Origin of the sequence: Rhizobium sp. CFBP 13726 (assembly GCF_014841925.1) — a bacterium.
In the GTDB taxonomy this organism is placed as follows: domain Bacteria; phylum Pseudomonadota; class Alphaproteobacteria; order Rhizobiales; family Rhizobiaceae; genus Neorhizobium; species Neorhizobium soli.
This window is the reverse complement of sequence record NZ_JACYUU010000005.1, coordinates 117251-141554: the sequence shown is the minus strand read 5'-3', so window position 1 is coordinate 141554 and position 24304 is coordinate 117251. Positions and strand designations below refer to the sequence as shown.

The window sequence follows — 24304 nt, the reverse complement described above, 5'->3', positions numbered from 1 at the left end:
TCAGCCCGTCACGATCTCGACCGGGTCACCCAATGTCAGCTTCCCGGGTATCTCGACATCGCCGTAGATGCCGAAGTTTCGCTTGTTTTGTCGCAACAGCGAGCGAAGCACGTCGGGGTTTTCGGGAAGCCCGGGTTGCGCGATCAGCGTCATTCCGCACCGCTTGGCTTCTTCGCAGATGTGGATGGTCGCTTCTCCCATCTGCATCCGGCTTCCAAGCCATGACTTCTCCTCAAAGCCCTCGGCCGCAGGCGTTCGCAGCACGACGTTGGGGCGAAACCGGCGGCTGTCGATATCGTCGGTTCCGACGATCGTGGACAAGTGTCGAAGGGAGTTGGTCGTCACGAGATGGACCGGGCTCACTTCATAACGGTTGACGGCCGTCTGTGCATCGCCGGTCGCGAAATAGGGACGCGTTGCGACCTCGAAGCCGAAATAGAGGGTCAGCTTCGCATCGGTATCTCCCTCTCCGACACGCAGCCACTCCCCATCCGGAAATCCGATTTCAGGCCGGTCTCGACCTGACCTCGAGTGGAGGAAAAGTGCCGGTTTCCAGCGAGATTCTTTCTCGGGCGCCGCCGGATGGCCGGACTGCGCATCAGCAACGCACCATGAACGATCGCCCTCGATTCCGTCCGTTCCCAGCTCGACGGAGGTCAAACGCTCGCCGCCAAGCGAGCTTACCGGGTAGCGCCAGATCTCTTCGATAGTTCCAAATTGCGGCGGTGCCATTCATTCCCTCGTCAATGCGTCTCAAGGGCAGGGAACTGAATTTGCCACAGGTGGTTCCCTCAATGCCTGCGAACGCTTCGACAGGACAGAGGAGAAACAATGGCGAAGATCGTATGCGCAGGTTTTGTCGAAAATGGAAAGATCCTGCTTGTCCGGCGCGCATCGCACCGAAAGTGGTCGGCAAATTTGTGGGATCTGGTCGGCGGTCATGTCGAAAAAGGCGAGGGCCTGGACGAGGCTCTGGTGCGGGAATGCGAGGAAGAGGTGGGGCTCACGCCACTTGCCTTCAACAAGGTCGCTACATTGTACGAGAGCCGTGACGAAAAGCAGAAATCGCCCTTCCACACCTATGCGGTACCGCTCTGGAAAGGTGGACAGGCTTCCCTGCTCGGCACCGAGCATTCCGAATTGGGCTGGTTTGGCCGGGAAGACCTCGAGGCAATGGAACTGGCCATGCCGGAGTATCGCTCTGTCATCCTGCAAATGCTGGTGGACTCGTAGCGCAATTTCGTCCGCTGCAGCGTGATGTACCTCGCAGAGCAGAAACTCTTTCCTAGTCCGGGCATTGCGCCGGGGAACTTCCTCAACCCGCAGACGGTTTTGGGCTCAGAAATCGACGTTGGAGGAAAGCTGCATGCTTTGCCTGCCGACCGTATAATATTGACGAGGTGGGCTAATGAAGCAGAATATTGACGACGCCATGCTCGATCGGGGCCAGAGCTCCGAGGCCTACGATATCGAAAACAAAAGACCCTCACCCCAGGGCAATGACGTGCCCGTTTCGACAGCCGGCCGGGCGAAAATCCTCGCGTCGCTGGAGCGGTACCCGCAAAACAACGACCAGGACCAGGCCACCTCGGTCGAAGCTTCCGGTCAACCCCAGTGCTTTCTTCCTGATCTGCAGGGCGAGCGGGTCTGGGGCGTGGCGCTGCAGCTTTACGAACTGAGATCGCGCCGAAACTGGGGGATCGGCGATTTTGACGACCTGTCCACTTTCATCGATCTCGCCGCAGGCTGGGGTGCCGACTTCGTCGGTCTCAATCCGCTCCATGCGCCGTTCATGGCCGCTGCCGAACGGTGCAGTCCTTACGAACCCTCCAACCGGCGTTTTCTCAATCCCCTCTACATTGCTGTCGATCGGATCGACGGCTTCGCAAGCTCGCCTGAGCTGGAGGAAGATATTGCCCGGTTGCAACGAACGGAACTGGTCGACTACGGGAATGTCGCGCGGATCAAGCGCGAGGTGCTCTACAGAATCTGGACGACAGAAAAACGCCGAGAGGACCCCGCGTTTCAGGATTTCTGCAGGGAAGGCGACGCTGAACTGAGGCTGCACGCCCTGTTCGAGGCGATCTCGGAGACCCTTGTCGCATCTGGGGGCAGCGTCGGTTGGAAGGCGTGGCCGCAAGAATATCAGGATCCGCAGTCGGAGACGGTAAAGCTGTTTGCGGAAACGCACGGCGATCGCGTCGATTTCCACCTGTGGCTCCAGTACCTGGCACATGGGCAGCTCACCGAGGCTTCAGCTCGTGCAAAGGCTGCAGGCATGCGCGTCGGCCTCTATCTCGACGTCGCCGTCGGCGAGGCACTGGACGGATCGGCCACCTGGAGCAGCCGTCATGCCTATGTCGAAGGTGCCAGCATCGGCAGTCCGCCAGATCCCATGGCGGTTTACGGTCAGGACTGGCAGCTTGCAGCGTTTCACCCTTCGGCGATCGCTTCGGGAAATCCGTCCCCATTTGAGACCACGATGGAAGGTGTCATGCGCTACGCGGGCGCGGTTCGCATCGATCATGCAGCAGCTCTGCGGCGCCTTTTCCTTGTGCCATCGGGAGAAAGCCCCGAAGAGGGTGCCTATGTCGGCTACCCCCAACAAGCGTTGATCAACACGCTTGCGGACCTCTCCAACACATATGGCTGCCTCGTCATCGGAGAAGATCTCGGCAATCTGCCGCAAGGGCTGCAGGGAGAATTGGAGGCAGCCAACATTCTCTCCTACAGAATTCTCTCCTACGAGCAGGGAAAGCAGGGCTTCCATCCGCCCGACCAGTATCCGGCGCTGGCCTTGGCATGTGTATCAACCCATGACCACCAGACGTTTTCCGGCTGGTGGCGGGCAGCTGACGTCATGATGCGGGAAAAGAACGATCTCGTGCCCGAAGACGCTGCCCGTCAGCAGAAGAGCGAGAGAAAGAGCGAAAGGCGCGACGTGCTTTCCGCATTCCGGGCGGCCGATCTTATGGGGTCGGAAGCGGTCGATCACTCCAGTCGTAGAAATCTGGCGGCGACTGCCCATGCCTTCGTTGCCAGAACCCCATCCCTCCTGATGGCTGTACGGCTCGCCGATCTCACGGACGAAAAGCAGCCCACCAACGTCCCTGGCACGAGCGACAGTTATCCGAACTGGAAACCGAAACTGTCCGTCATGCTGGAAGAGCTCGACGCACTTCCGGAACTGCATGACATCCTGGGTGAGGTCGCGGCCGCGCGGCGAAAATAAAAGCTAGGTCTTGGGAGCAATAGAGGCGCGCCGTCACTCGGTGACCGGTGCGCTTCCGATGCGATGATCCTGCGTCCGCTCGTCTGCCGGCTCTAATGTTGGGGCAAAAGGAACAACCGAAACCGCTGCATGTTCTCCCCGTGCAACGAATCGGAGTTTCATTTGTCCATTTCATCGAACGACACGAATTTTGCGGCGCGCGATGCCGCCGTAGCGATCAACACCTACACGACCGTCCTTCGTCGTCCAAAAGTGCCGCACGAAACGTTCGCCAATTATTGGCGCGATGTGCATGGCCCGCTCTGTTCCCGGATCCCCGGGCTTGGATGGTATGTACAAAACCACTTCAACCGCGAACAGGACGCGCATCTCTGGCCTGAAATCGACGGGGTTTCGCCATTTGAAAACTATGTCCTGGACGGCGGCGTCGAGATCGGCTTCGAGACGGCGGCCGACCAGGAGGAATTCAATGACGCCTGCTCGATCCTGTTTGCGGACGAGCAGAACATGTTTGCAGCAACCGTTGCCTATGCCCTTCCCAAGGGCTCAACCACACTCATCGATCGCAGCGCCGACCCGGTTCCCAACGGAGACGACGGACTTGATCGCATCCACGTCCATCTCGGCTCCAGGACAGGCGATGCGTTCGCCTTTGCAACGTTCATGACGAACCTTGCCGAGAAGATTTCCTCAGACCCTGCCGCTATGAAAGTGCGTCTGCACCTGCCCGATGTCTACGACAATGCAAAACCCGCACCGCCTGCTCCCGGCGTCGATCATACTGTTCCAGACGAGCGCCGGCACATTGCGGTGTTGGAGCTCGCATTCGCCAGCCCGCTTGCTCGTCGGCAGTTCTACGGCGGCGATCTGTTCCAGAGCACGCTCTCCGACCAGAAAGCGCAGATCAGCCATGCGACTGCCTTCGCAGTGAGCGGCATCTATACCTTTGTCCGCGACAAGCTGCTGACGACCGCGGGATTGAGAGGAAGCCGACAGGCGCAGCTGATCGAGACGCTGGGAGCCGCCAACCAGGTCTCCGACGATGTTCGCACCCTTCTTCATAAGGGCGAATTGTAAGACTGGCTGTCGGTGCTTTCCTCCGCTGTATGGCTCGGGCGGGAGACGCCGACGATGTGAACCGTCGTCTCGCCGCCAGCTTCGAGATCGGGTCGCCTATGGCGGCTCGACGGGAGGCCGATCTTGTGCCACACGATTTCCACGATCCTCTTTGAATAGGGATTGCAGATAGTGCTAAAATTCCCCAGTTGAGCTGGTTCGTGCCACCACGTTGGGACCGATATGGCGAAAGACCAGTTGATGAAGATCGAGATACCCACAGACAAGATTTCCTCAAGAGAGCGGTATCTCGAAGCCATCGTCCAGAGCGCGATCGATTACGCGATCATTTCGATGGATCTCGATGGTCTCGTGACCAGTTGGAACGAGGGTGCTCGGCGTGTTCTCGGCTGGGATGCAGACGAGATGGTGGGCAGGCCGGCCACAGCTTTTTTCACGCTTGAGGATCGCGAGCAGGGCATTCCGCAACGGGAGATGACTGCCGCCCTGAGCCAGGGGCGTGGTAGCGACGAGCGATGGCATCTGCGCGAGGACGGTTCAACCTTCTGGGCGTCCGGCGAGATGATGGCGTTGCGATCCGATGACGATACCGTCATAGGCTTCATCAAAATCCTTCGCGACAGAACGCAGGAAAGACAACAGGCCGACCAGCAACGCCTGCTCATGCTCGAGCTCGGTCACCGGATGAAAAACACCATCTCGGTGGTGCAGTCGATTGCAACGCAGTCGATCCGCAATGCGGCCTCGCTCGAAGATGCCGGCGAGAAGCTCCAGTCGCGCATGTCGGCCTATGCCTCGGCACACGATATTTTGCTTCAGAAGAACTGGGTGAGCGCAACGCTTGGCCAGATCGTGAACGCCGCAACGATCAACATTGGTCTTGAGGGTTCCGACCGCGTCCGGATCGAGGGACCGGAGATCGAGCTTGATCCCCAGGCTGCCCTGTCGTTCTCGCTGGTGCTGCACGAGCTTTTCACGAATGCCTCCAAGTACGGCGCACTCTCCGAGAGCAATGGCCACATCGAGATTGCATGGACAATCGAAGCCCGGGAGGGAGAGGATTTTCTAATCTCGTCTTGGCGGGAAGTCGGCGGGCCACCCGTCGCTATCCCGACCAGAAAGGGATTTGGCTCTCGGCTCATCGCGTCCAGTCTGAACTCTTACGGAACCGCCACGACCGATTACGAGCCGGACGGTGTCGTCGTGACAACTGCGATGCCCTTGTCCAGGATCCAGTTCGAAAAAACCTGACCGCGGTTGATACAACAAGGTTCTCTGATTGTCAGTTATCGCGTGATACAACTGGAACAAGGACTTGATTTTGGAGCCTTTACCAGACGATAGCAGCAACGAGCTTGCTGAAAAACCCGTATCGGATATCCCGACGACGCGTATGCTGTCATGGGCGCGGAACTCCGCTATCTATCGTCTGTCCAAAAGGATGCACACGGAAAAGCAGCTCCGGCAAGCGATCACGCGCAAGGCGCGGGAAAAGTTCGAAGACATCGGCGATGCGCAGGTCGAGGCGCTTGCGGCGTTTGCCGTGAAGTTCGGATATGACAACAGCGCTCTCGATGATCAGGCTTACGCAGAAGTCGCGACCCGTTCTGCGCAACGAAGCGGCCGGTCGAAACGCGCGATTTCGCAGCGGCTCGTGATCAAGGGAATAGACCGGGAAACCGCCTCCGAGGCAGTCGCTGACGTGAACGATCTGCGTGCCGCGGTCGTGCTCGCGCGAAAGCGGGCATTTGGCCCGTTCAGGAGAGTGGAGCTCGATCAGAAACGCAAGGCCAAGGAGCTCGCATCGTTTGCACGCGCAGGCTTCAGCTCGGAAATCGGGAGGCAGGTTTTCGAGATGCATCGCGACGATGCCGAGGTAGTCCTGAGCGAAGACGTGGTGTGAAGGAGCGCCGAACAGCTCTCCGGTCATTGGGGCGATGCTGGCTAGATGTTGCAGCGTATTCCTAAGTCGTGGAAATGCGTGTTGATATTACACTTTTGCATTTTTCGCGCTTTTAAAGCGTATCTCATCAGTACAAGATAAGTAAATTACCAATATACTTATAATTTATAAAATCTCTGATGCGTGAAAAATCTTATTTTTTGCGGTTGGTGGCTGATTTTATTTAAAAATTGAAATCCGCAGGACATAACCCTATATCAGGTATGCCTGCGCAAAGCCTGACAGGCTGCCGGCGCGAATGGCCCGGCGGGTTCCGATATCCCAGGGCGCGTTTCAAAACCTGACATCGTTGCGATAGCGACCGTTCCACCCTGATTTGCTGGCGCAGCTACCGACCTCAGATCGAACTGATCTTAGCGGCATACCCACGAGGTATCATGACGGTAGAACATCTAGGCGTGCAGCCCGCAGCAAAGCCGTGGGGCCGTCGTGAACTGAAGCCGTGGAGCCAGTCGGACGGCACGACTGTCATTGGCGAGCTGCGCTACGCGCGCAACGGTCCAGACCGTGACGCTTCTGCACTGCTGCTCAAGTTGCTGTTCACGTCTCAGGCGCTGTCGATCCAGGTTCATCCGGATGACGCGGCCGCGCAGGGAGTCGGCATGAGGAACGGCAAGACGGAAGCCTGGTACGTCCTTTCTGCTGACGACGGCGCCGAAGTGGGGATCGGGTTGAAAACGCCCGTGTCCACGGAGGAGTTGCGCGACGCCATTTCCGACGGTTCGATCGGTAGCCTGCTCAACTGGCAAAAAGCCTATGCGGGCGATGCGTTCTTCGTCCCTGCCGGAACCATCCACGCGATCGGTGCGGGGCTCGTCATTGCCGAAATCCAGCAGGCGAGTGACACGACATACCGTCTCTTCGACCATGGAAGCGCGCGTGAACTCCATATCGAACAGGCAGTTTCAGTGGCGCAGCTGGGACCGGCACCGCGCCAGGAACCGATGCGTCATCTGACGAAAGAGAGAACGCTACTCGTCTCCTGCGACTTCTTAGTGCTCGAGCGGGTGACACTTGCTGCAAACACGCTGTGGCAACTCAAGGCCGAAAGCGAATGCTGGCTGCTTCTCCTTGCGGGCGAAGCGTCGATAGGATCGATGCAGCTGAAGCTTGGTGATGCCGTTTTCCTGGAAGCGGAAGACGCATCTATACAAGCCGGTGCTGCTCCGATCACAGCTTTGCTCGCCTATGCCGGCAAAGACGCCCGGGAAAACCTGCTGCAGTACGTCGGTCCGCTCCGGGACATGCCGGATCTCAGGAAGACGACCATTGTTCAACCCTTAGCGGACGTTCCAGCGTTCCCTTCAACGGAGACGCTGTCATGACCCAGACCAGGAAAATCGCTTTCGTCGGCAACTCGCTGCCGCGCCGCTGCGGTATCGCGACCTTCACGACGGATCTTGAGCAAGCGGTATCGAAAACGTCAGCAAACGTCGAAACGGCGATTGTTGCCATGACGGATCATGGCCAGGTGTATGACTATCCGCACAGCGTCCATCTGCAGATCGCGGACGACGACCTCGCGGAATATGTCGCAGCCGCGAAATACCTGAACGCTGAGAAATTCGATATCGTCTGCCTCCAGCACGAGTTCGGCATCTTCGGAGGCAATGACGGAAGTCATATCCTGGCGCTGCTGTCACGGCTGACGATGCCTGTCGTAACGACGTTGCATACGGTTCTTGCCGAACCGACACCATCTCAGCGCCGGGTCTTCAACAATATCGTCGATATCTCGTCGAAGGTGGTGGTGATGGCCGCGCGGGGGCGCGAGCTGCTGCAGGAAGTCTATGATGTGCCGGCGGAGAAAATCGAGTTCGTCCCGCACGGAATCCCGGAAATCGCCTTCAGCGAGCCGGACGAGGCGAAGACCAAACTCGGCTTTGAGGGTCGATCCGTTATCCTGACGTTCGGCCTGTTGTCACCCAACAAGGGCATCGAGGTCATGATCGACGCGATGCCGGTGATCCTGCAGAGCAGGCCGGACGCAGTCTACGTCGTGCTTGGCGCGACCCACCCGAATCTTGTGCGGACCGAGGGCGAGACGTATCGACAGTCGCTCGTAGCGCGTGCAAAGGATCTCGGCATCGAAGACCATGTGGTCTTCCTCGACCGTTTCGTCGACCTGCCGACCCTCCTCGACTTCATTTCGATGTGCGACGTCTACGCGACGCCTTATCTCAACGAAGCCCAGATGACCTCAGGCACGCTTGCTTACAGTTTCGGGCTCGGCAAAGCCGTTGTATCGACCCCGTACTGGCACGCGAGCGAGCTCCTTGCGGATGGCTCCGGCGTTCTCGTACCGTTCGGCGATTCCGAGGCGATCGGTCAGGAAATCGCAGCATTGCTGACCGACGATGACAGTCGCAACGCGATACGCCGTCGGGCCTATGCCGCCAGTCGCTCGATGACCTGGCAGCGCACGGGCCAGCGATACCTCTCGCTGTTCGAGGCGGTCATACAGCCAAAAATCCGGCCCGGTGCTGTCCCGCCCGTTGGCCGCAAGCCGTCGGCCCTCGGCTCGCCCGGTGTGCCCGAGCTCCAGTTCGCGTACCTCTTGTCGATGTGTGACGACACCGGACTATTCCAGCATGCCGTCCATTCTGTCCCGGACCGGTCGCATGGTTACTGCGTCGACGACAATGCCAGGGCGCTGCTGCTTTCAGTCACTCTCATGGCCTCCGGCGAAACCCAGTTGCCCGATATCCTGACCACGCGGTTTGCGTCCTTTGTCCAGCATGCGTGGAACCCGGATCAAAAGCACTTTCGCAATTTCATGGGTTTTGACCGGCGATGGCTGGAAGACAAGGGCTCGGAAGACAGCCATGGCCGCACGCTGTGGGCGCTTGGACAGTGCGCGCTCAACGACACCAGTTCGGCGAGACGCAACTGGGCTGCCGATCTGTTTGCCGAAGCCTTGCCGACAGCAGTCGATTTCACCTCTCCTCGCGCCTGGGCATTCACGTTGCTGGGATTGGACGGATATTGCGCGGCCCGGCGCCACGACATCAATGCCCGACGGATTCGGTCCACTTTTGCAGATCGGCTGATGGCGCTTTTTTCGCATGTGGCCACACCGGATCGGCCGTGGTTTGAAGAGGGGTTGTCCTATGACAACGCCCGTCTGCCTCAAGCTCTGATCCTTGCGGGTCTGGCCGCTGAGAAGCCAACCCATATCTCCGCTGGCCTGCAGAGCCTGCGCTGGCTGATGACGATGCAGACTGCACGGACAGGGCATTTCCGCCCGGTCGGTTCGGATGGTTTTGGTGATGTCGACTTGCCGCCACAGCATTTCGACCAGCAGCCGGTCGAGGCGGCCGCAACCATCTCTGCCTGCCTGACGGCCTGGCATGCCGAGAAACGCCCTGAATGGCAAAGCAATGCACGGATGGCGTTGGACTGGTTTACGGGTGCCAATGACCTTACCCTCCCGCTCGTGGACATCGACACCGGAAGTTGTCGCGATGGGCTGCATCGCGCACGCCCCAACGAGAACAGGGGGGCCGAGTCCGTGCTCGCTTACCTCTTAGGCCTCGTCGAATACCGCAGGATCGTGCGGAGCGGCAGTCAATCGGCAACCTCCTCCCAATTGCACGCCCTGAGTGCCTGATCCCGAATTCCGTTCAAATGAAATGAGATCGCTTTGTCAAAAGCCGTTGTTGTCAACCGCCAATCGCTCTTCCTGCGACCCGATTCCTCCCGCGTGGTCGTGCGTCCGTTCAAGCCCGCTACCGAACCCCGGGATCTGAATCCGACGGATAAAACCCGGGCGAACCTTATTGTCGATCGGGTGCTGGCGCTGGAACCGCAGGCCGCCGATCTTCTTCTTGCGGACGTGCTCGAGAATTTTGAGGGCCGCCACCGTAACCTCCTGGCGACGTTCGAAGCACGCGCGAAGGAGATGGAACAAGCCTTTGCGCCGCACACGGTTTTCAGCCCGACGCAGCGACAGCTGATCGGGGCCTACTTCCTCAACGAATATTCGTTTGAAGCCTCGGCACTGTTCAACCCCAGTATCGTCGCTCATCCGGATCAATCGGGCGTGCCGGAGGGTAGCCGCCGGTTTGTCTTGAGCCTGCGAGCCGTCGGCGAGGGGCATGTCTCCTCGTTGACGTTCCGCACGGGACTGATCGCGCCCGATGGCGGCGTGGAGATAGAACCGACTGCACGGCTTGCATCCACCCCAACGATCCAAACGCCACTGTCAGGCTCACCGGATGAGAGCGTCGAACTCAGTTTCAGCGCCGACCAGCATATCAGCGAACGCGTCATCTTTCCGGTGACACCAGCTCAGTCGAACGGCATCGAAGATGCACGCTTCGTCGAATTCGAGACGGAGGAGAATGAGGAAAAGACGTTCTATGCGACCTATACCGCTTACAGCGGCAAGGCCATCCGGTCGGAATTGCTCCAGACCAGCGACTTCATCTCGTTCAAGATGACGCCGTTGACCGGCACCGCGGCGATGAACAAAGGGATGGCGCTGTTTCCGCGGAAGATTGATGGTCGCTACGCGATGATCGGTCGGCAGGACAACGAAAATCTCTACCTGATCTACTCCGACGACCTGCACGAATGGAACGGCGGCCAAGCGATCCTGCGTCCGAAATTTCCCTGGGAGTTCGTACAGATGGGAAATTGCGGATCCCCAATCGAGCTCGACGAAGGATGGTTGCTTCTCACACACGGTGTGGGCCCGGTCCGTCGGTATGCGATCGGGGCCGCACTTCTCGACAAGAAGGATCCCTCGAAGGTTCTCGCCCGGTCACGCGATCCGCTCGTTCGTCCGGAAAAGTCGGAACGTGAGGGGTACGTCCCGAACGTCGTCTACACATGCGGTGGAATGCGGCACGGCGACCTGATCATATTGCCATACGCAGTCTGCGATACGGTTTCCAACTTCTCGACGATCAGGATTTCGGAGCTGCTGCAGACCCTGGACGGGTGACACGTCCAATGAAAAACGGCGGGGACCAAAGTCCCCGCCGCCGACTGAATTAACGCGACTTCTTGTAAAGCTTTTCTGCGATCTCGAACATTTCTTCCGGCGCGTAATCCGGCGTGAATGCCGAGGGAACGCCGGTCAACTGATGGATCTTGCCACCGTCGGGCATGCCATCGATCACTTCGAGTTCGCCCGGAGGATCGTTCGGAAGAGCGACTTCGCCATTCCCCCAGATGCCCGCCATTTCCTTGTAGTCGTTCGGGCTGAACGTGTAGAGCCGGCGATGCGAACCCTCATCCAGGTATTTCTGGCATTCCGGGATCTTGGAAAGCGGAATGTTCGGCGTCGGCAGGAACTTTTCGATTTCAACGCCGGTGATTTTCTTCAGCGCCAACGCGTAGGCATGGGCGTGAACCGAACCGCGCACGAGAAGATAGCCGCAGACTTCGCGACCTGTCGGGTCCGTCAGCGTTTCGTACACGCGCAGCTTGTGCAGTCGAGCACCGCATTCCAGATGGAAATTGTGCAAGAGATCGACGACGACATTGCCCGTGCTGGTGATGAAATCGTTATTCCACGATACGCCGTTGCTGTTGATCGGAGCCGCTCCACCGCCACCGGACAGAAAAGCCGCGGCCAACCGCATATCCTTCATATCCTCGAAGGGTGCACCCGAAATATCGCCGCCGTCGCCTTCGTCGCCGCCTGGAATGTCCGGGCCGTTGTTGAGCATTCCAACGCCATTGCTGACAAGCTCGACATGGCCAAGTTCTTCTGCAGTGATACTGGCAACAAGGCTGTAGAACGGCTTCAGTTTCTCCTTTGACCGAAAGTTGAAGCTCTGAAACATGTAGTTTCCAAGCGTCGACATTTCTCCATATTTCCCGCCAAGCAATTCCTGGAGTGCTGCGGCAGCATTGGGGTCAGCACGTTTCGGTGCCGGCAGATTTGCCTGCAGCTGATCAACTCGCATGAACATTGAGGTATTCCTTTGGTTGTAGGTCTCGTCCCAACCACCGGGCAAGATGCTTGTTCCCCGGAAATATTACTCATGCTCAGAATTAACCGTCGAAGGTGATTATGTTGCTTTTGTTCCAATATTTCGTGTTGGCCGACGATTTTGACGGAACTTGAATGAGGCGAAACTGTTAACGGCGCACTCACGCGTCTGTGAGGCGCTTTAAGGATCACCATCATGGTAACACCAGTCACAACCCATCTACCGCACGAAACCGCTCATGGCGTCTCAGTCAATGCGACGTCGGCACTGAACAAAGTATCCTGGGGAGCAATCTTTGCAGGCGTCGTCATCGCGCTTGCAGTGCAGTTCCTGCTCAATCTTCTCGGCGTCGGTCTTGGTGCCGCGGTTCTTGATCCGGTCACGTCCGACAACCCGACTGCCAGCACCTTCTCCATCGCCGGCGGCATCTGGTTTGTCATCGCCGGGATCATTGCGGCCTTCGTTGGCGGCTACGTCTCGAGCCGCCTGTCCGGCCGCCCCAGCAACTCGACGGGCGGTTACCATGGTCTGACGACCTGGGCTGTTACAACGCTCGTGGTCCTCTATATGCTGACAACCTCGATCGGCGCACTCGTCGGCGGCGCATTCAGCGGCCTGTCGAGCGTCATCGGTGGCGTTGGCCAGACGGCAGCAACGGCTGCGTCGACCGCAGCGCCTGCAATTGCCAATTCCGCCAACCCGATGGCCGGTATCGAGCAGCAGATCCGCAGCACAACCGGTAACGATCCGCAGGCTCTCCAGAACGCTGCAGTTGCCGCTGTTCAGGCAGCCGTAACCGGCGACCAGGCAAAGGCAGAAGATGCCCGCAACCGTGCCGCTGAAGCAATCGCTCGCTCGCAGAACATCCCGGTCGAACAGGCTCGCCAGCAGGTTCAGCAGTATGAGGCAACGTACCGCGAGAACGTCGAAGCTGCAAAGCAGCAGGCACTTGAAGCAGCAGAAGCCACGGCAACTGCCGTATCTGCTGGTGCAATCCTTGGCTTCATCGCCCTGGCACTCGGTGCAATCGCCGGCTGGGTCGGTGGCAGCTTCGGTACGAAGAAGAACGTGGTCGTAACGGAGACCGTCGGTCGCCGCACGGTCTGATCTGACAAGCAAAACAACGAGCCCGCGCCAACGGTAGATGCCGATGGCGCGGGTTTTTTCATGCGAACAATGTCTGCTCGAAGTCGTGGCGCAGATGGGTCTCGCCAGCGCATTCGCTGGTAACGAGTGCAGAAGGCTTGGTCCTCACTGCAGAATCGAGATCTCCTCACCATCGATACGCAGAACTGTCAGTTTTCCGGAATAGACTGCTCCGGTATCGATCCCGATGCGACCGATCCCATAATCAGGATCTTCCTGCGGCGTATGCCCGTGGACGACGATGAGATGTGGAAGTTCGGGCCCTTGCTTGAGGAACGCCCCGCGGATCCACATCATATCCTCATCGCGCTGCTCTTCGATCGGTATGGCCGGTGCCACGCCCGCATGAACGAACAGGACTTGGCCGGCCTTGAGGCTGACAGGCAGGTCCATAAGAAATGATCGGTGCGTTTCAGGTACCGCCTCCTGCAAGACATGCGTTAGAGACGCACCGCTACCTTTGCGGCGGAGGTTCAGATGCTGCAGATCCACGCCGTAGGATGCGAGCGTCTTGTCGCCGCCCATTTCCAGCCAGTGCATATACGCATCGGGACGCTCCAGAAAGCGCAGGAACAGATCGTCGTGGTTGCCGCAAAGCGTCACGCGTTTCAAACCGAGAGCGCTGGGGCTCGAGAGATGTTCGAGCACCTGCGCCGATGCGGGTCCACGATCGACGTAATCGCCGAGAAGAACAATGAGCCCGGGGCGTCCCAATCGCCTCATGTCATCCGCGATGACGGCTTCAGCCCTTTTCAACAGGTCCAGACAGCCGTGAACATCGCCGATCGCGTAGAGCGGGTAGGGTAATGGTTCGCTTCCAAGGTCGAGCCTTCGCCTGCGCTGCTCGCCAAGTTGCGGTGAGGCGCGCAAGGTCAACCAGCGGATCATCTTTCGCATGCGCCGTAATCCCCGTTCGAAATCCGCCAGGGATTACGGTCGCTTTGAAGGTTTTCGCTTGTCCCGCTCAAGGCAACACCGCCATGTGCCGGATCCCGGGTTCAGATGCTCTTGCCCACACCCGTATAGGCAAAGCCGTGTGCTTCAACTTCCTGAGCGCGATAGACATTGCGCAAGTCGACGAGAACCGGCGTTTTCATGATGGACTTCAGGCGGTCGAGGTCGAGGGCTCGGAACGCATTCCATTCGGTCACGAGCACGGCGACATCCGCACCTTCAGCCGCTTCATAGGGTCCCGCTGCGAACTCGATGTCCATCATCTGCCTGGCATTCGCCATGCCTTCGGGGTCATAGCCGGACACGATCGCGCCGGCATCCTGCAGTGCCTGAACGACGGCGATTGCCGGGCTGTCGCGCATGTCGTCGGTATTCGGTTTGAAGGTAAGGCCGAACAGAGCGACTTTCTTGCCGCGCACATCGCCACCGGCAGCGGCGATCACCTTGCGGCCCATGGCACGCTTGCGGCTGTCGTTGACAGCAATCGTGGTCTCGATCAGACGCACGGGTGCGTCAAAGTCCTGTGCCGTCTTGGCAAGCGCCAGCGTGTCCTTTGGAAAGCAGGATCCGCCATAGCCCGGACCTGCGTGCAGAAATTTCGATCCGATGCGACCGTCGAGGCCGATCCCGCGCGAAACGTCCTGAACGTCGGCTCCGACCTTCTCGCAAAGGTCCGCCATCTCGTTGATGAAGGTGATTTTCATAGCGAGAAAACCATTGGCGGCATATTTGATCAGTTCGGATGTGCGGCGTGATGTAAACAGCAGCGGCGACTGGTTTATGAACAGCGGCCGGTAGACCTCGGTCATCACAGCCTTGGCACGGTCATCCGAGAGGCCGACAACGATGCGGTCCGGACGTTTGAAGTCATCGATCGCTGCCCCTTCGCGCAGGAATTCCGGGTTGGAGACAACGGCGACATCCGCATCCGGATTTGCTTCCCGGATGATCCGCTCGACTTCGTCGCCGGTGCCGACAGGCACGGTGGACTTCGTCACGACGACGGTAAAGCCCTTGATCGAAGCTGCGATCTCTTTTGCGGCAGCATAGACGTAACCGAGGTCGGCATGACCATCGCCACGACGCGAGGGGGTGCCAACGGCGATGAAGATGACGTCGGCTTCGCTGACAGCCGGCGCAAGCTCGGTCGTGAAGGAAAGACGGCCGGACCTGGCATTGCTTTCGACCAAGGAATCAAGGCCGGGCTCGAAGATCGGGATGACGCCATTCTTCAGGGCATCGATCTTTTCCGCGGCCTTGTCGACGCAGATCACGTCATGGCCGAAATCTGCAAAACACGCTCCGGACACAAGCCCGACATAGCCCGATCCAACCATTACGATACGCATGAAATCTCCTGAGAATTGGGTCGCTTATATTTGCGCAAGTTAAAATGTAGTAGGTCAGGCTAAAGATTGTCGATGTAAATTGATTCCAAGCATTCCTTACATGCCTCCTTATGTTTTCTTGCAAGCAAAAGGCAAAGGGTTTGCTGCGTTATAGTTACCCCCGATGACAAGTTTTTTCTCTTCCGCGCGGTGAAGTTCATATTCGCGAAATTGCATCTGCAAATACGAGACATCAGGGTGTAGCGAGAGCCATCAGCATGTCATGGTTTTGGGGCGAGAGCGGTATGCCATGTGCGAGGGCAGCCTTTCGAGTGTTATGTCTCCGCTCCCCGGGAAGACGATCTTGACCGGCATCGAGGACAAGGTCGCAGATCTGCGCAACACGGTCGGCAAAGGCGTGATTGCCGCCCCGCTCGGGATCGATAACCACAAAAAACTGGCCAGTGAATGGCGTCTGCGCACCCTTGTGGCCACTCCAGTCGAACTCACCTGAAAAATAACCGCCGGTCAGGGCCGCACTGAGGATTTCGATCATCAACGCGATCGAATTGCCTTTATGCCCGCCGAATGGCAGCAGAGCACCGCCGTCAAGAATTGCCTTCGGGTCGGTTGTCGGTTCTCCGTTGCGGTCGACACCCATCCCGGGCTTCAGGTCATGCCCGGCGCGTGCCGCGATCTGCACGTCGCCGTGAGCGATCGCTGAAGACGCCTGGTCGAAGACGAATGGAGCAGAGCCCGCGCGCGGCGCGGCGAAGGCAATCGGGTTGGTGCCAAACACCGCCTTGTGGCCACCGTGCGGTACAACACAGGCCATGCTGTTGACGACGCTCAGGGCGACAAGCCCCTCATCCGCAAACGGTTCGACATCCGGCCAAAGCGCGCTGAAGTGATGCGAGCGACGGATAGCAAGGACCGCAACGCCGTTGGCTTTGACTTTTTCGATCAGGTGGGACCGCGCGGCGAAGAACGCCGGCTGGGTAAATCCGCCCTTGGCATCGACGCGGAGAAAGGCCGGGGCGACGTCCTCCACCTCCGGCACGGCTTTGCCATCGACCCAGCCGCTCTTCAGAGAGGATACATATCCCGGCATGCGGAAAATCCCGTGACTCAAAGAGCCATCCCGCTCACAGCCGGCACAGTTTTCGGCAAGGATCTGGGCATTTGGCTCAGATACGCCGTTGCGAACGAAAATCGTCTTCAGCAAAGCGACCAGATCGTCAAAGCCGATATGGATGGCGGCACTTTCGGTCATGTTCTCTCCTGCGTAGCCGTTCCGCTCGGTATCTAGATGTCGCTTCAGTTCGGCGCGAGAATAGCCGCAGACGCCGCGCTTTCAATCCCGGTGATGAGAAGTTCCGCGACGGACCACTATAAATCGGAGCCCCTTAGAAGGACGATAGATATTTCCTATCAAGCCATGCTGTTCTGCCGCTTGATCAAATCGTCCCCGCGACAAATAGATGCAGCATGGATACAGGATTTATCGGTAAAAAATCGTCGGCCGCAGGCGGCTGGGGCGCATTGAAAAGCTGCGGCAAGCAGCTGCTGAACAGCGGCTCTCCGCTGTCCGGTGCAAGGGCAATGCTGAAGGCCAATCAGCCTGACGGTTTCGACTGTCCCGGCTGCGCCTGGGGCGATCCGGAGCATGGCTCCTCGTTCGAATTTTGCGAGAACGGCGTGAAGGCCGTCTCGTGGGAGGCGACCGAAAAGCGCGCCACACCGGCATTTTTCGCGGCACACACCGTTTCCGAGCTGCGCCGTCAGTCCGACTATGAGCTTGAGCTCAACGGTCGTCTCACTCATCCGATGCGTTACGACGCGGCAAGCGATCGCTATCTCCCCGTCACATGGCAGGACGCGTTCGCCGAGATCGGCGACATCCTCAAGGGATTCGACAGCCCAGACCGCGCTGAATTCTACACGTCCGGCCGCGCCAGCAACGAAGCGGCATTTCTCTACCAGCTGTTCGTGCGCGCCTACGGCACCAACAATTTCCCCGACTGTTCCAACATGTGCCATGAGGCGAGCGGCGTGGCTCTTCGCCAGTCGATCGGCGTCGGCAAGGGAACGGTCCTGCTCGAGGATTTCGAGAAGGCCGACGCGATCTTCGTGATTGGCCAGAACCCGGGTACCAACCATCCGCGCATGCTGGGCGACCTGCGGCGCGCGGCGGTCCGCGGTGCCCAGATCGTCGTCTTCAACCCGGTCAAGGAGCGCGGTCTGGAGCGGTTCTCGGATCCGCAGGACAAGCTGCAGATGCTGCGTGGCGGCGCGACCGATATCGCCAGCGACTATCTTCAGCCGCAACTGGGCGGCGACATGGCCGCCGTGCGCGGGATGTCGAAAGCGGTTCTGGCCGCGGAAGCAGCAGCTGTTGCAGCCGGCCGTCCGTCCGTGCTCGATCACGCGTTTATCGCCGAACACTGCGAAGGCTTCGACGCCTATCTGGCCGCGGTCGAGGCTACCAGCTGGGATGAGATCATCTCGCAGTCTGGCCTGACCCGCGAAGCGATCGAACGCGCTGCAGACGTCTACATGCAGGCAGAGCGCGTCATCTGCACCTGGGCCATGGGTATCACCCAGCATCTGCACTCGGTCGCGACCATTCGCGAAATCTCGAACTTCATGCTCCTGCGCGGCAATGTCGGCAAGCCGGGAGCCGGACTGTGCCCTGTGCGCGGTCATTCCAATGTTCAGGGCGACCGGACGGTCGGTATCAATGAGAAGCCGCCGGCTGCCTTCCTCGACGCGCTTGAGAAAGAATTCGGTTTCGCGGTTCCACGTGCGAACGGTCATAACGTGATCGCTGCAATCGGTGCTATGCTGGATGGTTCCGCACAGGCGTTCATCGGGCTCGGCGGCAATTTTGCCCGTGCCACGCCCGATAGCGCACTGGTCGAGCAGGCGCTTCGCAAGCTTAAACTCACCGTGCATGTCGCGACCAAGCCCAACCATTCGCATCTGATGCCGGGCGATGTCTCGTTCATCCTGCCCTGCCTTGGCCGCACCGAGATCGATCTTAACTCTGCCGGCAATTCGCAGCTCGTCAGCGTCGAGGATTCGATGAGCATGGTGCATGGCTCGGCCGGCATCAACAGGCCTGCCTCGCCGCATCTTCTCTCGGAAGTGGCGATCGTTGCCGGCATGGCCGCGTCCACAGTCGGCTCGAACATGATCAACTGGGCGGCTCTGGCCGACGATTACGACCTGATCCGCAAGCATATCGAGGCGACCATTCCGGGCTTTGAGGATTTCAACGCGCGTCTGCGCAAGCCGCGCGGCTTCCACCTGCGCAACACGGCTGCCCATCGCGAGTGGGTCACGCCGACGGGCAAGGCATCCTTCTCCGATATCGCCCTGCCGTCCGAGACCGTCAATCAGGCCGCCCTCAAGCGGCACGATCACTTTGCACTGCAGACGTTCCGCTCGCATGACCAGTACAACACGACGGTCTACGGTCTCGACGATCGCTATCGTGGCGTTTACGGCGAAAGACAGGTCATCTTCATGCACCCCGAGGACGTGAAGGCGCTGTCCGCAAAGGCTGGGGAACGCGTCGACGTCGTCTGCGAGTACACTGACGGCATCGCCCGCGTTGCATCTGATTTCCGCCTTGTTCCCTACGACATTCCGCGGGGCAGCATCGCCGGCTATTATCCCGAACTGAATGTTCTCGTACCGATCGGAAGCGCGGGCGAAGAGAGCGATACGCCCACATCCAAATCGGTGATGGTCTCCGTTCGCCGTCGCGAGGCGGCGTGACGGGAAACCCGCCGGATCCAGACCGGTTTATGGCGCTCACTGCCAGGCTGCAACAGCAGGATCCCCGCCTCAGCGGCATTCAGGCGGGGATGATCATTGCCCTCGATCTCGATGTTGCCAAGGACAGCCGCAGCTTTTCGCGGCTGTTCGGCATCGAGCATTCGATCGTTCTGCGTGAACTGACGGAGATTCCGGGTGCCTGGCTTCAGGTCACCAGCAAGGATGAACGCACGCTCAGGACATTTTACCGCAGGCCTGACGACGGGGCGGCTGTTCCCGTCGAATAAAAAGCTTTGGTGGAGGCGGTTGCAACCTCCTTCCCACGCTGACCTTCGGTGCGGGCATGAGGACGTCATGTCTCACCATGGTCCCATTGCCTATAAGGTGCTGCAATCGAAGTCCGGGTGATCGAGCCCGGGCTTCTGTGCGTCGGTGACTGGTATCCACACGGCAAAGTCCGTCGCCTCCATCTCTCGCATCGCTCAATGGCGGGACATTCCTGCCGTGCGCGTGGGTTCGTTCGTCTTGTATCCGCCGACGTTCGCCAACCTCGTTAATGATGCTTTCCCTAAGTGCTGTGCTAGCTGGCGAGTTGTCTCAACCTTGCGACGCTTGTTGTCGCCGCAATGGCACTTTCTGCGTCTTGCTTCGTTTCAGTTGCGATCTTGACTGAGGTTGTGTCCCTGAAAGTCGTGACAGTCAGATCTGTGCATTGCAGCAACGAGTGAAAGGGCTGTCGGCGCTGTCGATGGTGCTTTGCTCGTGACCGCGAGGATTGTGCGTTGCAACTAACTTCTTGCGGTTGCAGAGGTTTTTCCGCACGGGCCTGGAACTTATCTCATTTGTAAGAAAGTGATGACCCGCCTCTTGAAGCTTGCATCGCATCGACCAAATGATGGCCGTCACTGAGAAGTTTGAGTTTGTCATGCCCGCATTTATGGAAAAGACCTTCGGCCCCACGGAACTTGAAGTCCTCGATATCGTACTCGAGAATTGGCGAGCGAAGTATCATCTCGAGAGGAGCGATCCGGACGTCAGTATCGCAGCTGCGGTCATGATCAACCTGTTCCGGGAAGGCAATCACACGATTCCGGAACTGGAAACAGCGCTTGCCGGCCACAAAGCGCTCGCTGATCTCATTTCATGACGCTTGCCGCTTGCATCGGTCGGAGCCTGGCGTGATGATGGACGTAATGTTCCTCTGAGCCGGTAAATCGCCTGATGCCCTACCAGACCACGATCGAGCAGACGGTCTTTCGTTTCCGTGATCTGAAGGATCTCTTGGCCAAGGCGACGCCCGAGCGGTCTGGTGACCAGCTTGCGGGGGTGGCGGCAGAGGGTCCGGTAGAGCGGCTTGCGGCGCAGATCACACTCGCAGACCTGCCGCTTAAGGCATTCCTCGCCGAGGAGCTGATCGCGGCCGAGACCGACGAGGTCTCGCAACTGATTGCCGACCAGCACGACCTTTCGGCATTCGCACCGATCTCGTCGCTGACGGTCGGCGAGTTCCGCGAATGGCTGTTGAAGCCCGAGACGGGGCAGCGTCAGCTGGAGGCAATCACGTTCGGCCTGACGCCTGAAATGGTGGCAGCGGTCTCCAAGATCATGCGTGTTCAGGGCCTGATCTCGGTTGCGGCCAAACGCGAGGTCGTGACACGCTTTCGCTCGACGATCGGTCTTTCGGGCCGGCTTTCGACCCGCAACCAGCCCAATCATCCAACGGATGACTCGCGCGGTATCGCAGCGTCCGCCGTCGACGGTCTACTGATGGGGTCGGGCGATGCAGTGATCGGCGTCAATCCTGCAACCGATAGCATTGAGGATTACGTCCGGATCGTCTCCCTGCTCGATGAGTTGCGCTCCCGTCTGTCGATCCCTACCCAGACCTGCTGCCTCGGCCATGTCACGACAGCCATCCGGGCAATCGAGCAACAGGCTCCTGTCGATCTGGTATTCCAGTCGATCGCCGGCTCGCAAAAGGCAAACGAAGGTTTCGGTGTCAATCTGGCGATGCTAAAGGAAGCCCATGACGCGGCGCGGGCTCTCAAACGCGGCCCTGTCGATGCGAACCTGATGTATTTCGAAACCGGACAGGGTGCGGCGCTTTCCGCCGATGCGCATTTCGGTGTGGATCAGCAGACGATGGAAGTGCGCGCCTATGCGGTTGCTCGGGCGTTCGATCCACTTCTGGTCAACACGGTCGTCGGCTTTATCGGACCCGAATATCTCTTCAACGGCAAGCAAATCATCCGCGCCGGGTTGGAGGACCACTTCTGCGGCAAGCTCATGGGTCTGCCGATGGGGGTCGACGTCTGCTACACAAACCATGCGGATGCTGACCAGGAAGACATGGATACGCTCCTGACCCTGCTCTGTGCCGCCAATGTGAACTTCGTCATCACCGTGCCAGGCGCTGACGATATCATGCTCAATTACCAGTCTCTGTCGCACCACGACGCCGTTTACTGCCGCGAGACTCTAAAACGCCCGCCTGCACCGGAATTCGAAGCATGGTTGAACGAGATGGGGCTCACCGATCCGGCAGGCTATTTGAAGGACGATCCGGTGCGGCTGACCCGGCACCTGTCCGAGCTTGCTCTTCTTGGAGCCTCGGCATGACGGATCGCGATCAGCCTGTCCCGGTGGAAGACACGGAAAGGCGCAGCCTCGATCTCAGGTCGATGACCGCGGCCCGGGTATCGCTCGGACGCTTCGGCGCCGGTCAGCCGACAAAGGTGCAACTCGCGTTCCTGATGGATCACGCACGGGCGCGCGAGGCGGTGTGGAGCGGGATGGATCGCCATGGCCTTTCGCAGCGTCTGAAGTCGATGGGCCTTGGCGCAATCGAGGTCGCAAGCCTTGCGGAAGATCGCGGAACATACGTCCGTCGCCCGGATCTTGGCCGGCAACTTTCCGGACCGTCTGTCGATTTGCTTCGTTCGGTGAGACCCGAAAGCGGCGACAATTTCGATGTGGTCATCGTTGTCGCCGATGGGTTGTCGTCCAATGCGGTGGAAATTAACGCAACGCCGCTGATCGAGGCGCTTCAAACACGCTTGAAGGAATTGAATCTTTCCCTGGCGCCGATCGTTCTGGCTGAAAATGCGCGGGTTGCGCTGGCCGACCCGGTCGGCGAGGCACTGGGCGCCAAGCTATCGATCATTCTGATCGGGGAGCGACCGGGGCTTTCGGCAGCCGACAGTCTCGGCGCCTATGTCACCTACGAACCGAGGTCAGGCACGCCTGATTCCCGACGCAACTGCATATCGAACATCCGCGACGGCGGGATGTCGATTGCCAGCGCGGCCGATGCGATCACGGCTCTGGTCAAGGCGATGATGCAGACCGGTATCAGCGGCGTTGCCCTGCGCGACGCAGCAGCGCTCCTGGGTTAGGCCACATATCAAAAGGGCGGCACCTTAGAAAGGTACCGCCCTTTTGACGCTTGGGAGCGTATCTTATTCCGCCGGCTGCAGGACCGGGGCTACCGGATCGCCGGTCAGCTCACCGGCCATCGCCTTGTCCAGCATGTCCTTGTCCAGCTCGTTTTCCCAGCGTGCGACGACAATGGTCGCAACCGCGTTGCCGACGAGGTTGGTCAGGGCGCGGCACTCCGACATGAAGCGGTCGATGCCGAGGATGAGCGCCATGCCGGCGACTGGGACGGAGGGAACAACCGATAGCGTTGCAGCCAGCGTGATGAAGCCTGCACCGGTGATGCCGGCGGCACCCTTGGAACTCAGCATGGCAACGAGCAGAAGCAGGATCTGATCACCAAGTGACAGGTCGATTCCCGTCGCCTGGGCGATGAAGAGTGCTGCCAGCGTCATGTAAATGTTGGTGCCGTCGAGGTTGAACGAGTAACCGGTCGGGATGACCAGGCCGACAACCGAGCGCTTGCAGCCCGCACGTTCCATCTTCTGCATCAGGCCGGGAAGCGCTGCTTCCGACGACGAGGTGCCGAGAACGAGCAGCAGTTCCTCTTTGATGTAGCGGATCAGCGAGAAGATCGAGAAACCGTTATACTTCGCCACGGCGCCCAGCACCACGATCACGAACAGAAGTGCGGTGATGTAGAATGTCAGGATCAGGTAGGCGAGGTTGGCGACCGAGCCGATGCCGTATTTGCCGATGGTAAATGCCATCGCGCCGAAGGCGCCGATCGGAGCGGCCTTCATCAGGATCGCAACAAGACGGAAGATCGGAGCGGTGAGCGAGATCAGGAAGTCGGTGACCGGCTTGCCCTTTTCGCCGACCATGCCGAGCGAGATACCGAACAGGACCGAGAAGAACAGGACCTGAAGAATGTCACCCTGGGCAAACGCGCCGACAATGGTTTCCGGGATGATGTTCATCAGGAAGCCGGTGATCGTCGTCTCATGCGCCTTGGTTGCGTAGGTCGCCACAGCCTTGCCGTCCAGCGTGGACGGATCGATGTTCATTCCGGCACCTGGGTGCAGCAGGTTGCCGACAATCAGGCCGACGATCAGTGCGAGCGTCGAGAAGGTCAGGAAGTAGAGCATCGCCTTGCCGGCGACCCGGCCAACCTTCTTCAGGTCGGACATGCCGGCGATGCCGGTTGCCACGGTGAGGAAGATCACGGGAGCGATGATCATCTTGACCAGCCGGATGAAGGCGTCGCCAAGCGGCTTCAGGCTGGCGCCGAATTCAGGCCAGAAGTGGCCGATCAGCATGCCCGCGATGATCGCGACGATAACCTGGAAATACAGGTGGCGATAGAATGGCAGTGCCGCCGGCTTGCCGGCAGCGGGTGTCGAGATATCCATAAAGTCCTCCAGTCGCCCCGCTCAAGGTTCCCACCCGGGGCATGTTCTTAGAATCGAACTTGAGGCGAGCAAGGGACGTGCCAGATCCG

21 protein-coding genes are annotated in these 24304 nt (G+C 59.2%); 14 read left to right on the top strand and 7 right to left on the bottom strand.

Going from position 1 to position 24304, the window contains the following annotated elements:
• Complete coding sequence (locus tag IFT66_RS19765; RefSeq protein WP_192078653.1) at window positions 1-732, bottom strand: MOSC domain-containing protein; 732 nt, start codon at window positions 730-732, stop codon at window positions 1-3.
• A gap of 99 nt (window positions 733-831) precedes the next feature.
• Here IFT66_RS19765 and IFT66_RS19760 point away from each other — a divergent pair, with 99 nt between their 5' ends.
• The 7 genes from IFT66_RS19760 to IFT66_RS19730 all read left to right on the top strand — a co-directional run bounded on the left by IFT66_RS19760 (window position 832) and on the right by IFT66_RS19730 (window position 9882).
• Window positions 832-1233 (top strand): NUDIX hydrolase, encoded by a 402-nt coding sequence (locus IFT66_RS19760; protein ID WP_192078652.1) that lies wholly within the window; start codon window positions 832-834, stop codon window positions 1231-1233.
• A gap of 175 nt (window positions 1234-1408) precedes the next feature.
• Complete coding sequence (malQ, locus tag IFT66_RS19755; protein ID WP_249406515.1) at window positions 1409-3232, top strand: 4-alpha-glucanotransferase; 1824 nt, start codon at window positions 1409-1411, stop codon at window positions 3230-3232.
• A 162-nt stretch (window positions 3233-3394) separates the two neighbouring features.
• On the top strand, window positions 3395-4309 hold the full coding sequence (locus tag IFT66_RS19750) for a hypothetical protein (protein ID WP_249406514.1): 915 nt from the start codon (window positions 3395-3397) through the stop codon (window positions 4307-4309).
• Window positions 4310-4531: 222 nt separating this feature from the next.
• A complete protein-coding gene (locus IFT66_RS19745; protein WP_249406513.1) occupies window positions 4532-5560 on the top strand; it encodes an HWE histidine kinase domain-containing protein in 1029 nt (342 codons plus the stop codon).
• Window positions 5561-5702: 142 nt separating this feature from the next.
• A complete protein-coding gene (recX, locus tag IFT66_RS19740; protein WP_062576544.1) occupies window positions 5703-6212 on the top strand; it encodes a recombination regulator RecX in 510 nt (169 codons plus the stop codon).
• A 437-nt stretch (window positions 6213-6649) separates the two neighbouring features.
• On the top strand, window positions 6650-7597 hold the full coding sequence (locus IFT66_RS19735; RefSeq protein WP_192078650.1) for a class I mannose-6-phosphate isomerase: 948 nt from the start codon (window positions 6650-6652) through the stop codon (window positions 7595-7597).
• Window positions 7594-9882 carry a glycosyltransferase family 4 protein gene (locus tag IFT66_RS19730; protein WP_192078649.1) on the top strand — a complete coding sequence of 763 codons (2289 nt, stop codon included), beginning with the start codon at window positions 7594-7596 and terminating at the stop codon, window positions 9880-9882. Before IFT66_RS19735 ends, IFT66_RS19730 begins: the two co-directional genes overlap by 4 nt.
• A 36-nt stretch (window positions 9883-9918) precedes the next feature.
• Here the strand turns inward: IFT66_RS19730 and IFT66_RS23960 are convergent, their stop codons facing one another.
• Window positions 9919-10134 carry a hypothetical protein gene (locus IFT66_RS23960; RefSeq protein WP_446737935.1) on the bottom strand — a complete coding sequence of 72 codons (216 nt, stop codon included), beginning with the start codon at window positions 10132-10134 and terminating at the stop codon, window positions 9919-9921.
• A gap of 39 nt (window positions 10135-10173) precedes the next feature.
• On the opposite strand from IFT66_RS23960, the gene IFT66_RS19725 reads away from it, so the two are divergent.
• On the top strand, window positions 10174-11220 hold the full coding sequence (locus IFT66_RS19725; protein ID WP_446737934.1) for a glycoside hydrolase family 130 protein: 1047 nt from the start codon (window positions 10174-10176) through the stop codon (window positions 11218-11220).
• Window positions 11221-11269: 49 nt separating this feature from the next.
• Here IFT66_RS19725 and IFT66_RS19720 read toward each other — a convergent pair whose 3' ends face one another.
• Window positions 11270-12196: a manganese catalase family protein gene (locus IFT66_RS19720; protein ID WP_113110092.1), complete on the bottom strand. Its 927-nt coding sequence runs from the start codon at window positions 12194-12196 to the stop codon at window positions 11270-11272.
• 216 nt (window positions 12197-12412) lie between these two features.
• Between IFT66_RS19720 and IFT66_RS19715 the strand changes: the two genes are divergently transcribed.
• Entirely contained in the window at window positions 12413-13324 is a 912-nt protein-coding gene (locus IFT66_RS19715) for a PhnA-like protein (RefSeq protein WP_174197472.1), read from the top strand.
• Between the two features lie 144 nt (window positions 13325-13468).
• On the opposite strand, the gene IFT66_RS19710 is transcribed toward IFT66_RS19715, so the two are convergent.
• The 3 genes from IFT66_RS19710 to IFT66_RS19700 form a co-directional block, all read right to left on the bottom strand.
• On the bottom strand, window positions 13469-14260 hold the full coding sequence (locus IFT66_RS19710; RefSeq protein WP_192078648.1) for a metallophosphoesterase family protein: 792 nt from the start codon (window positions 14258-14260) through the stop codon (window positions 13469-13471).
• A 101-nt stretch (window positions 14261-14361) separates the two neighbouring features.
• Complete coding sequence (locus IFT66_RS19705) at window positions 14362-15666, bottom strand: UDP-glucose dehydrogenase family protein (protein WP_062576530.1); 1305 nt, start codon at window positions 15664-15666, stop codon at window positions 14362-14364.
• A gap of 232 nt (window positions 15667-15898) precedes the next feature.
• Window positions 15899-16918 carry an Ldh family oxidoreductase gene (locus IFT66_RS19700; RefSeq protein ID WP_192078647.1) on the bottom strand — a complete coding sequence of 340 codons (1020 nt, stop codon included), beginning with the start codon at window positions 16916-16918 and terminating at the stop codon, window positions 15899-15901.
• Window positions 16919-17133: 215 nt separating this feature from the next.
• Between IFT66_RS19700 and IFT66_RS19695 the strand changes: the two genes are divergently transcribed.
• From IFT66_RS19695 to eutC, 5 genes are all read left to right on the top strand, one after another.
• Window positions 17134-19428, top strand: coding sequence for an FdhF/YdeP family oxidoreductase (locus IFT66_RS19695; protein WP_192078646.1), 2295 nt, complete (start codon window positions 17134-17136; stop codon window positions 19426-19428).
• Window positions 19425-19715: a hypothetical protein gene (locus tag IFT66_RS19690; protein ID WP_342344800.1), complete on the top strand. Its 291-nt coding sequence runs from the start codon at window positions 19425-19427 to the stop codon at window positions 19713-19715. The genes IFT66_RS19695 and IFT66_RS19690 overlap by 4 nt, the downstream gene beginning before the upstream one ends.
• 605 nt (window positions 19716-20320) lie before the next feature.
• A complete protein-coding gene (locus IFT66_RS19685; protein WP_244631534.1) occupies window positions 20321-20575 on the top strand; it encodes a hypothetical protein in 255 nt (84 codons plus the stop codon).
• 74 nt (window positions 20576-20649) lie between these two features.
• Window positions 20650-22047 (top strand): ethanolamine ammonia-lyase subunit EutB, encoded by a 1398-nt coding sequence (locus tag IFT66_RS19680; RefSeq protein ID WP_192078645.1) that lies wholly within the window; start codon window positions 20650-20652, stop codon window positions 22045-22047.
• Complete coding sequence (gene eutC, locus IFT66_RS19675) at window positions 22044-22823, top strand: ethanolamine ammonia-lyase subunit EutC (protein ID WP_192078644.1); 780 nt, start codon at window positions 22044-22046, stop codon at window positions 22821-22823. The genes IFT66_RS19680 and eutC overlap by 4 nt, the downstream gene beginning before the upstream one ends.
• A 63-nt stretch (window positions 22824-22886) precedes the next feature.
• Here eutC and IFT66_RS19670 read toward each other — a convergent pair whose 3' ends face one another.
• Complete coding sequence (locus IFT66_RS19670; RefSeq protein ID WP_062458822.1) at window positions 22887-24215, bottom strand: dicarboxylate/amino acid:cation symporter; 1329 nt, start codon at window positions 24213-24215, stop codon at window positions 22887-22889.
• Window positions 24216-24304 lie beyond the last annotated feature (89 nt).

Excerpts from the sequence above, each read along its gene's own strand:
- IFT66_RS19695 (WP_192078646.1), top strand. The coding sequence starts at position 17,134 with ATGGATACAGGATTTATCGGTAAAAAATCGTCGGCCGCAGGCGGCTGG.
- IFT66_RS19720 (WP_113110092.1), bottom strand. The coding sequence starts at position 12,196 with ATGTTCATGCGAGTTGATCAGCTGCAGGCAAATCTGCCGGCACCGAAA.
- IFT66_RS19760 (WP_192078652.1), top strand. The coding sequence starts at position 832 with ATGGCGAAGATCGTATGCGCAGGTTTTGTCGAAAATGGAAAGATCCTG.
- recX (WP_062576544.1), top strand. The coding sequence starts at position 5,703 with ATGCTGTCATGGGCGCGGAACTCCGCTATCTATCGTCTGTCCAAAAGG.
- malQ (WP_249406515.1), top strand. The coding sequence starts at position 1,409 with ATGAAGCAGAATATTGACGACGCCATGCTCGATCGGGGCCAGAGCTCC.
- IFT66_RS19735 (WP_192078650.1), top strand. The coding sequence starts at position 6,650 with ATGACGGTAGAACATCTAGGCGTGCAGCCCGCAGCAAAGCCGTGGGGC.
- IFT66_RS19765 (WP_192078653.1), bottom strand. The coding sequence starts at position 732 with ATGGCACCGCCGCAATTTGGAACTATCGAAGAGATCTGGCGCTACCCG.
- IFT66_RS19680 (WP_192078645.1), top strand. The coding sequence starts at position 20,650 with ATGCCCTACCAGACCACGATCGAGCAGACGGTCTTTCGTTTCCGTGAT.
- IFT66_RS19710 (WP_192078648.1), bottom strand. The coding sequence starts at position 14,260 with ATGCGAAAGATGATCCGCTGGTTGACCTTGCGCGCCTCACCGCAACTT.
- IFT66_RS19745 (WP_249406513.1), top strand. The coding sequence starts at position 4,532 with ATGGCGAAAGACCAGTTGATGAAGATCGAGATACCCACAGACAAGATT.
- IFT66_RS19685 (WP_244631534.1), top strand. The coding sequence starts at position 20,321 with ATGATGGCCGTCACTGAGAAGTTTGAGTTTGTCATGCCCGCATTTATG.
- IFT66_RS19725 (WP_446737934.1), top strand. The coding sequence starts at position 10,174 with ATGGAACAAGCCTTTGCGCCGCACACGGTTTTCAGCCCGACGCAGCGA.
- eutC (WP_192078644.1), top strand. The coding sequence starts at position 22,044 with ATGACGGATCGCGATCAGCCTGTCCCGGTGGAAGACACGGAAAGGCGC.
- IFT66_RS19700 (WP_192078647.1), bottom strand. The coding sequence starts at position 16,918 with ATGACCGAAAGTGCCGCCATCCATATCGGCTTTGACGATCTGGTCGCT.
- IFT66_RS19715 (WP_174197472.1), top strand. The coding sequence starts at position 12,413 with ATGGTAACACCAGTCACAACCCATCTACCGCACGAAACCGCTCATGGC.
- IFT66_RS19705 (WP_062576530.1), bottom strand. The coding sequence starts at position 15,666 with ATGCGTATCGTAATGGTTGGATCGGGCTATGTCGGGCTTGTGTCCGGA.
- IFT66_RS19670 (WP_062458822.1), bottom strand. The coding sequence starts at position 24,215 with ATGGATATCTCGACACCCGCTGCCGGCAAGCCGGCGGCACTGCCATTC.
- IFT66_RS19730 (WP_192078649.1), top strand. The coding sequence starts at position 7,594 with ATGACCCAGACCAGGAAAATCGCTTTCGTCGGCAACTCGCTGCCGCGC.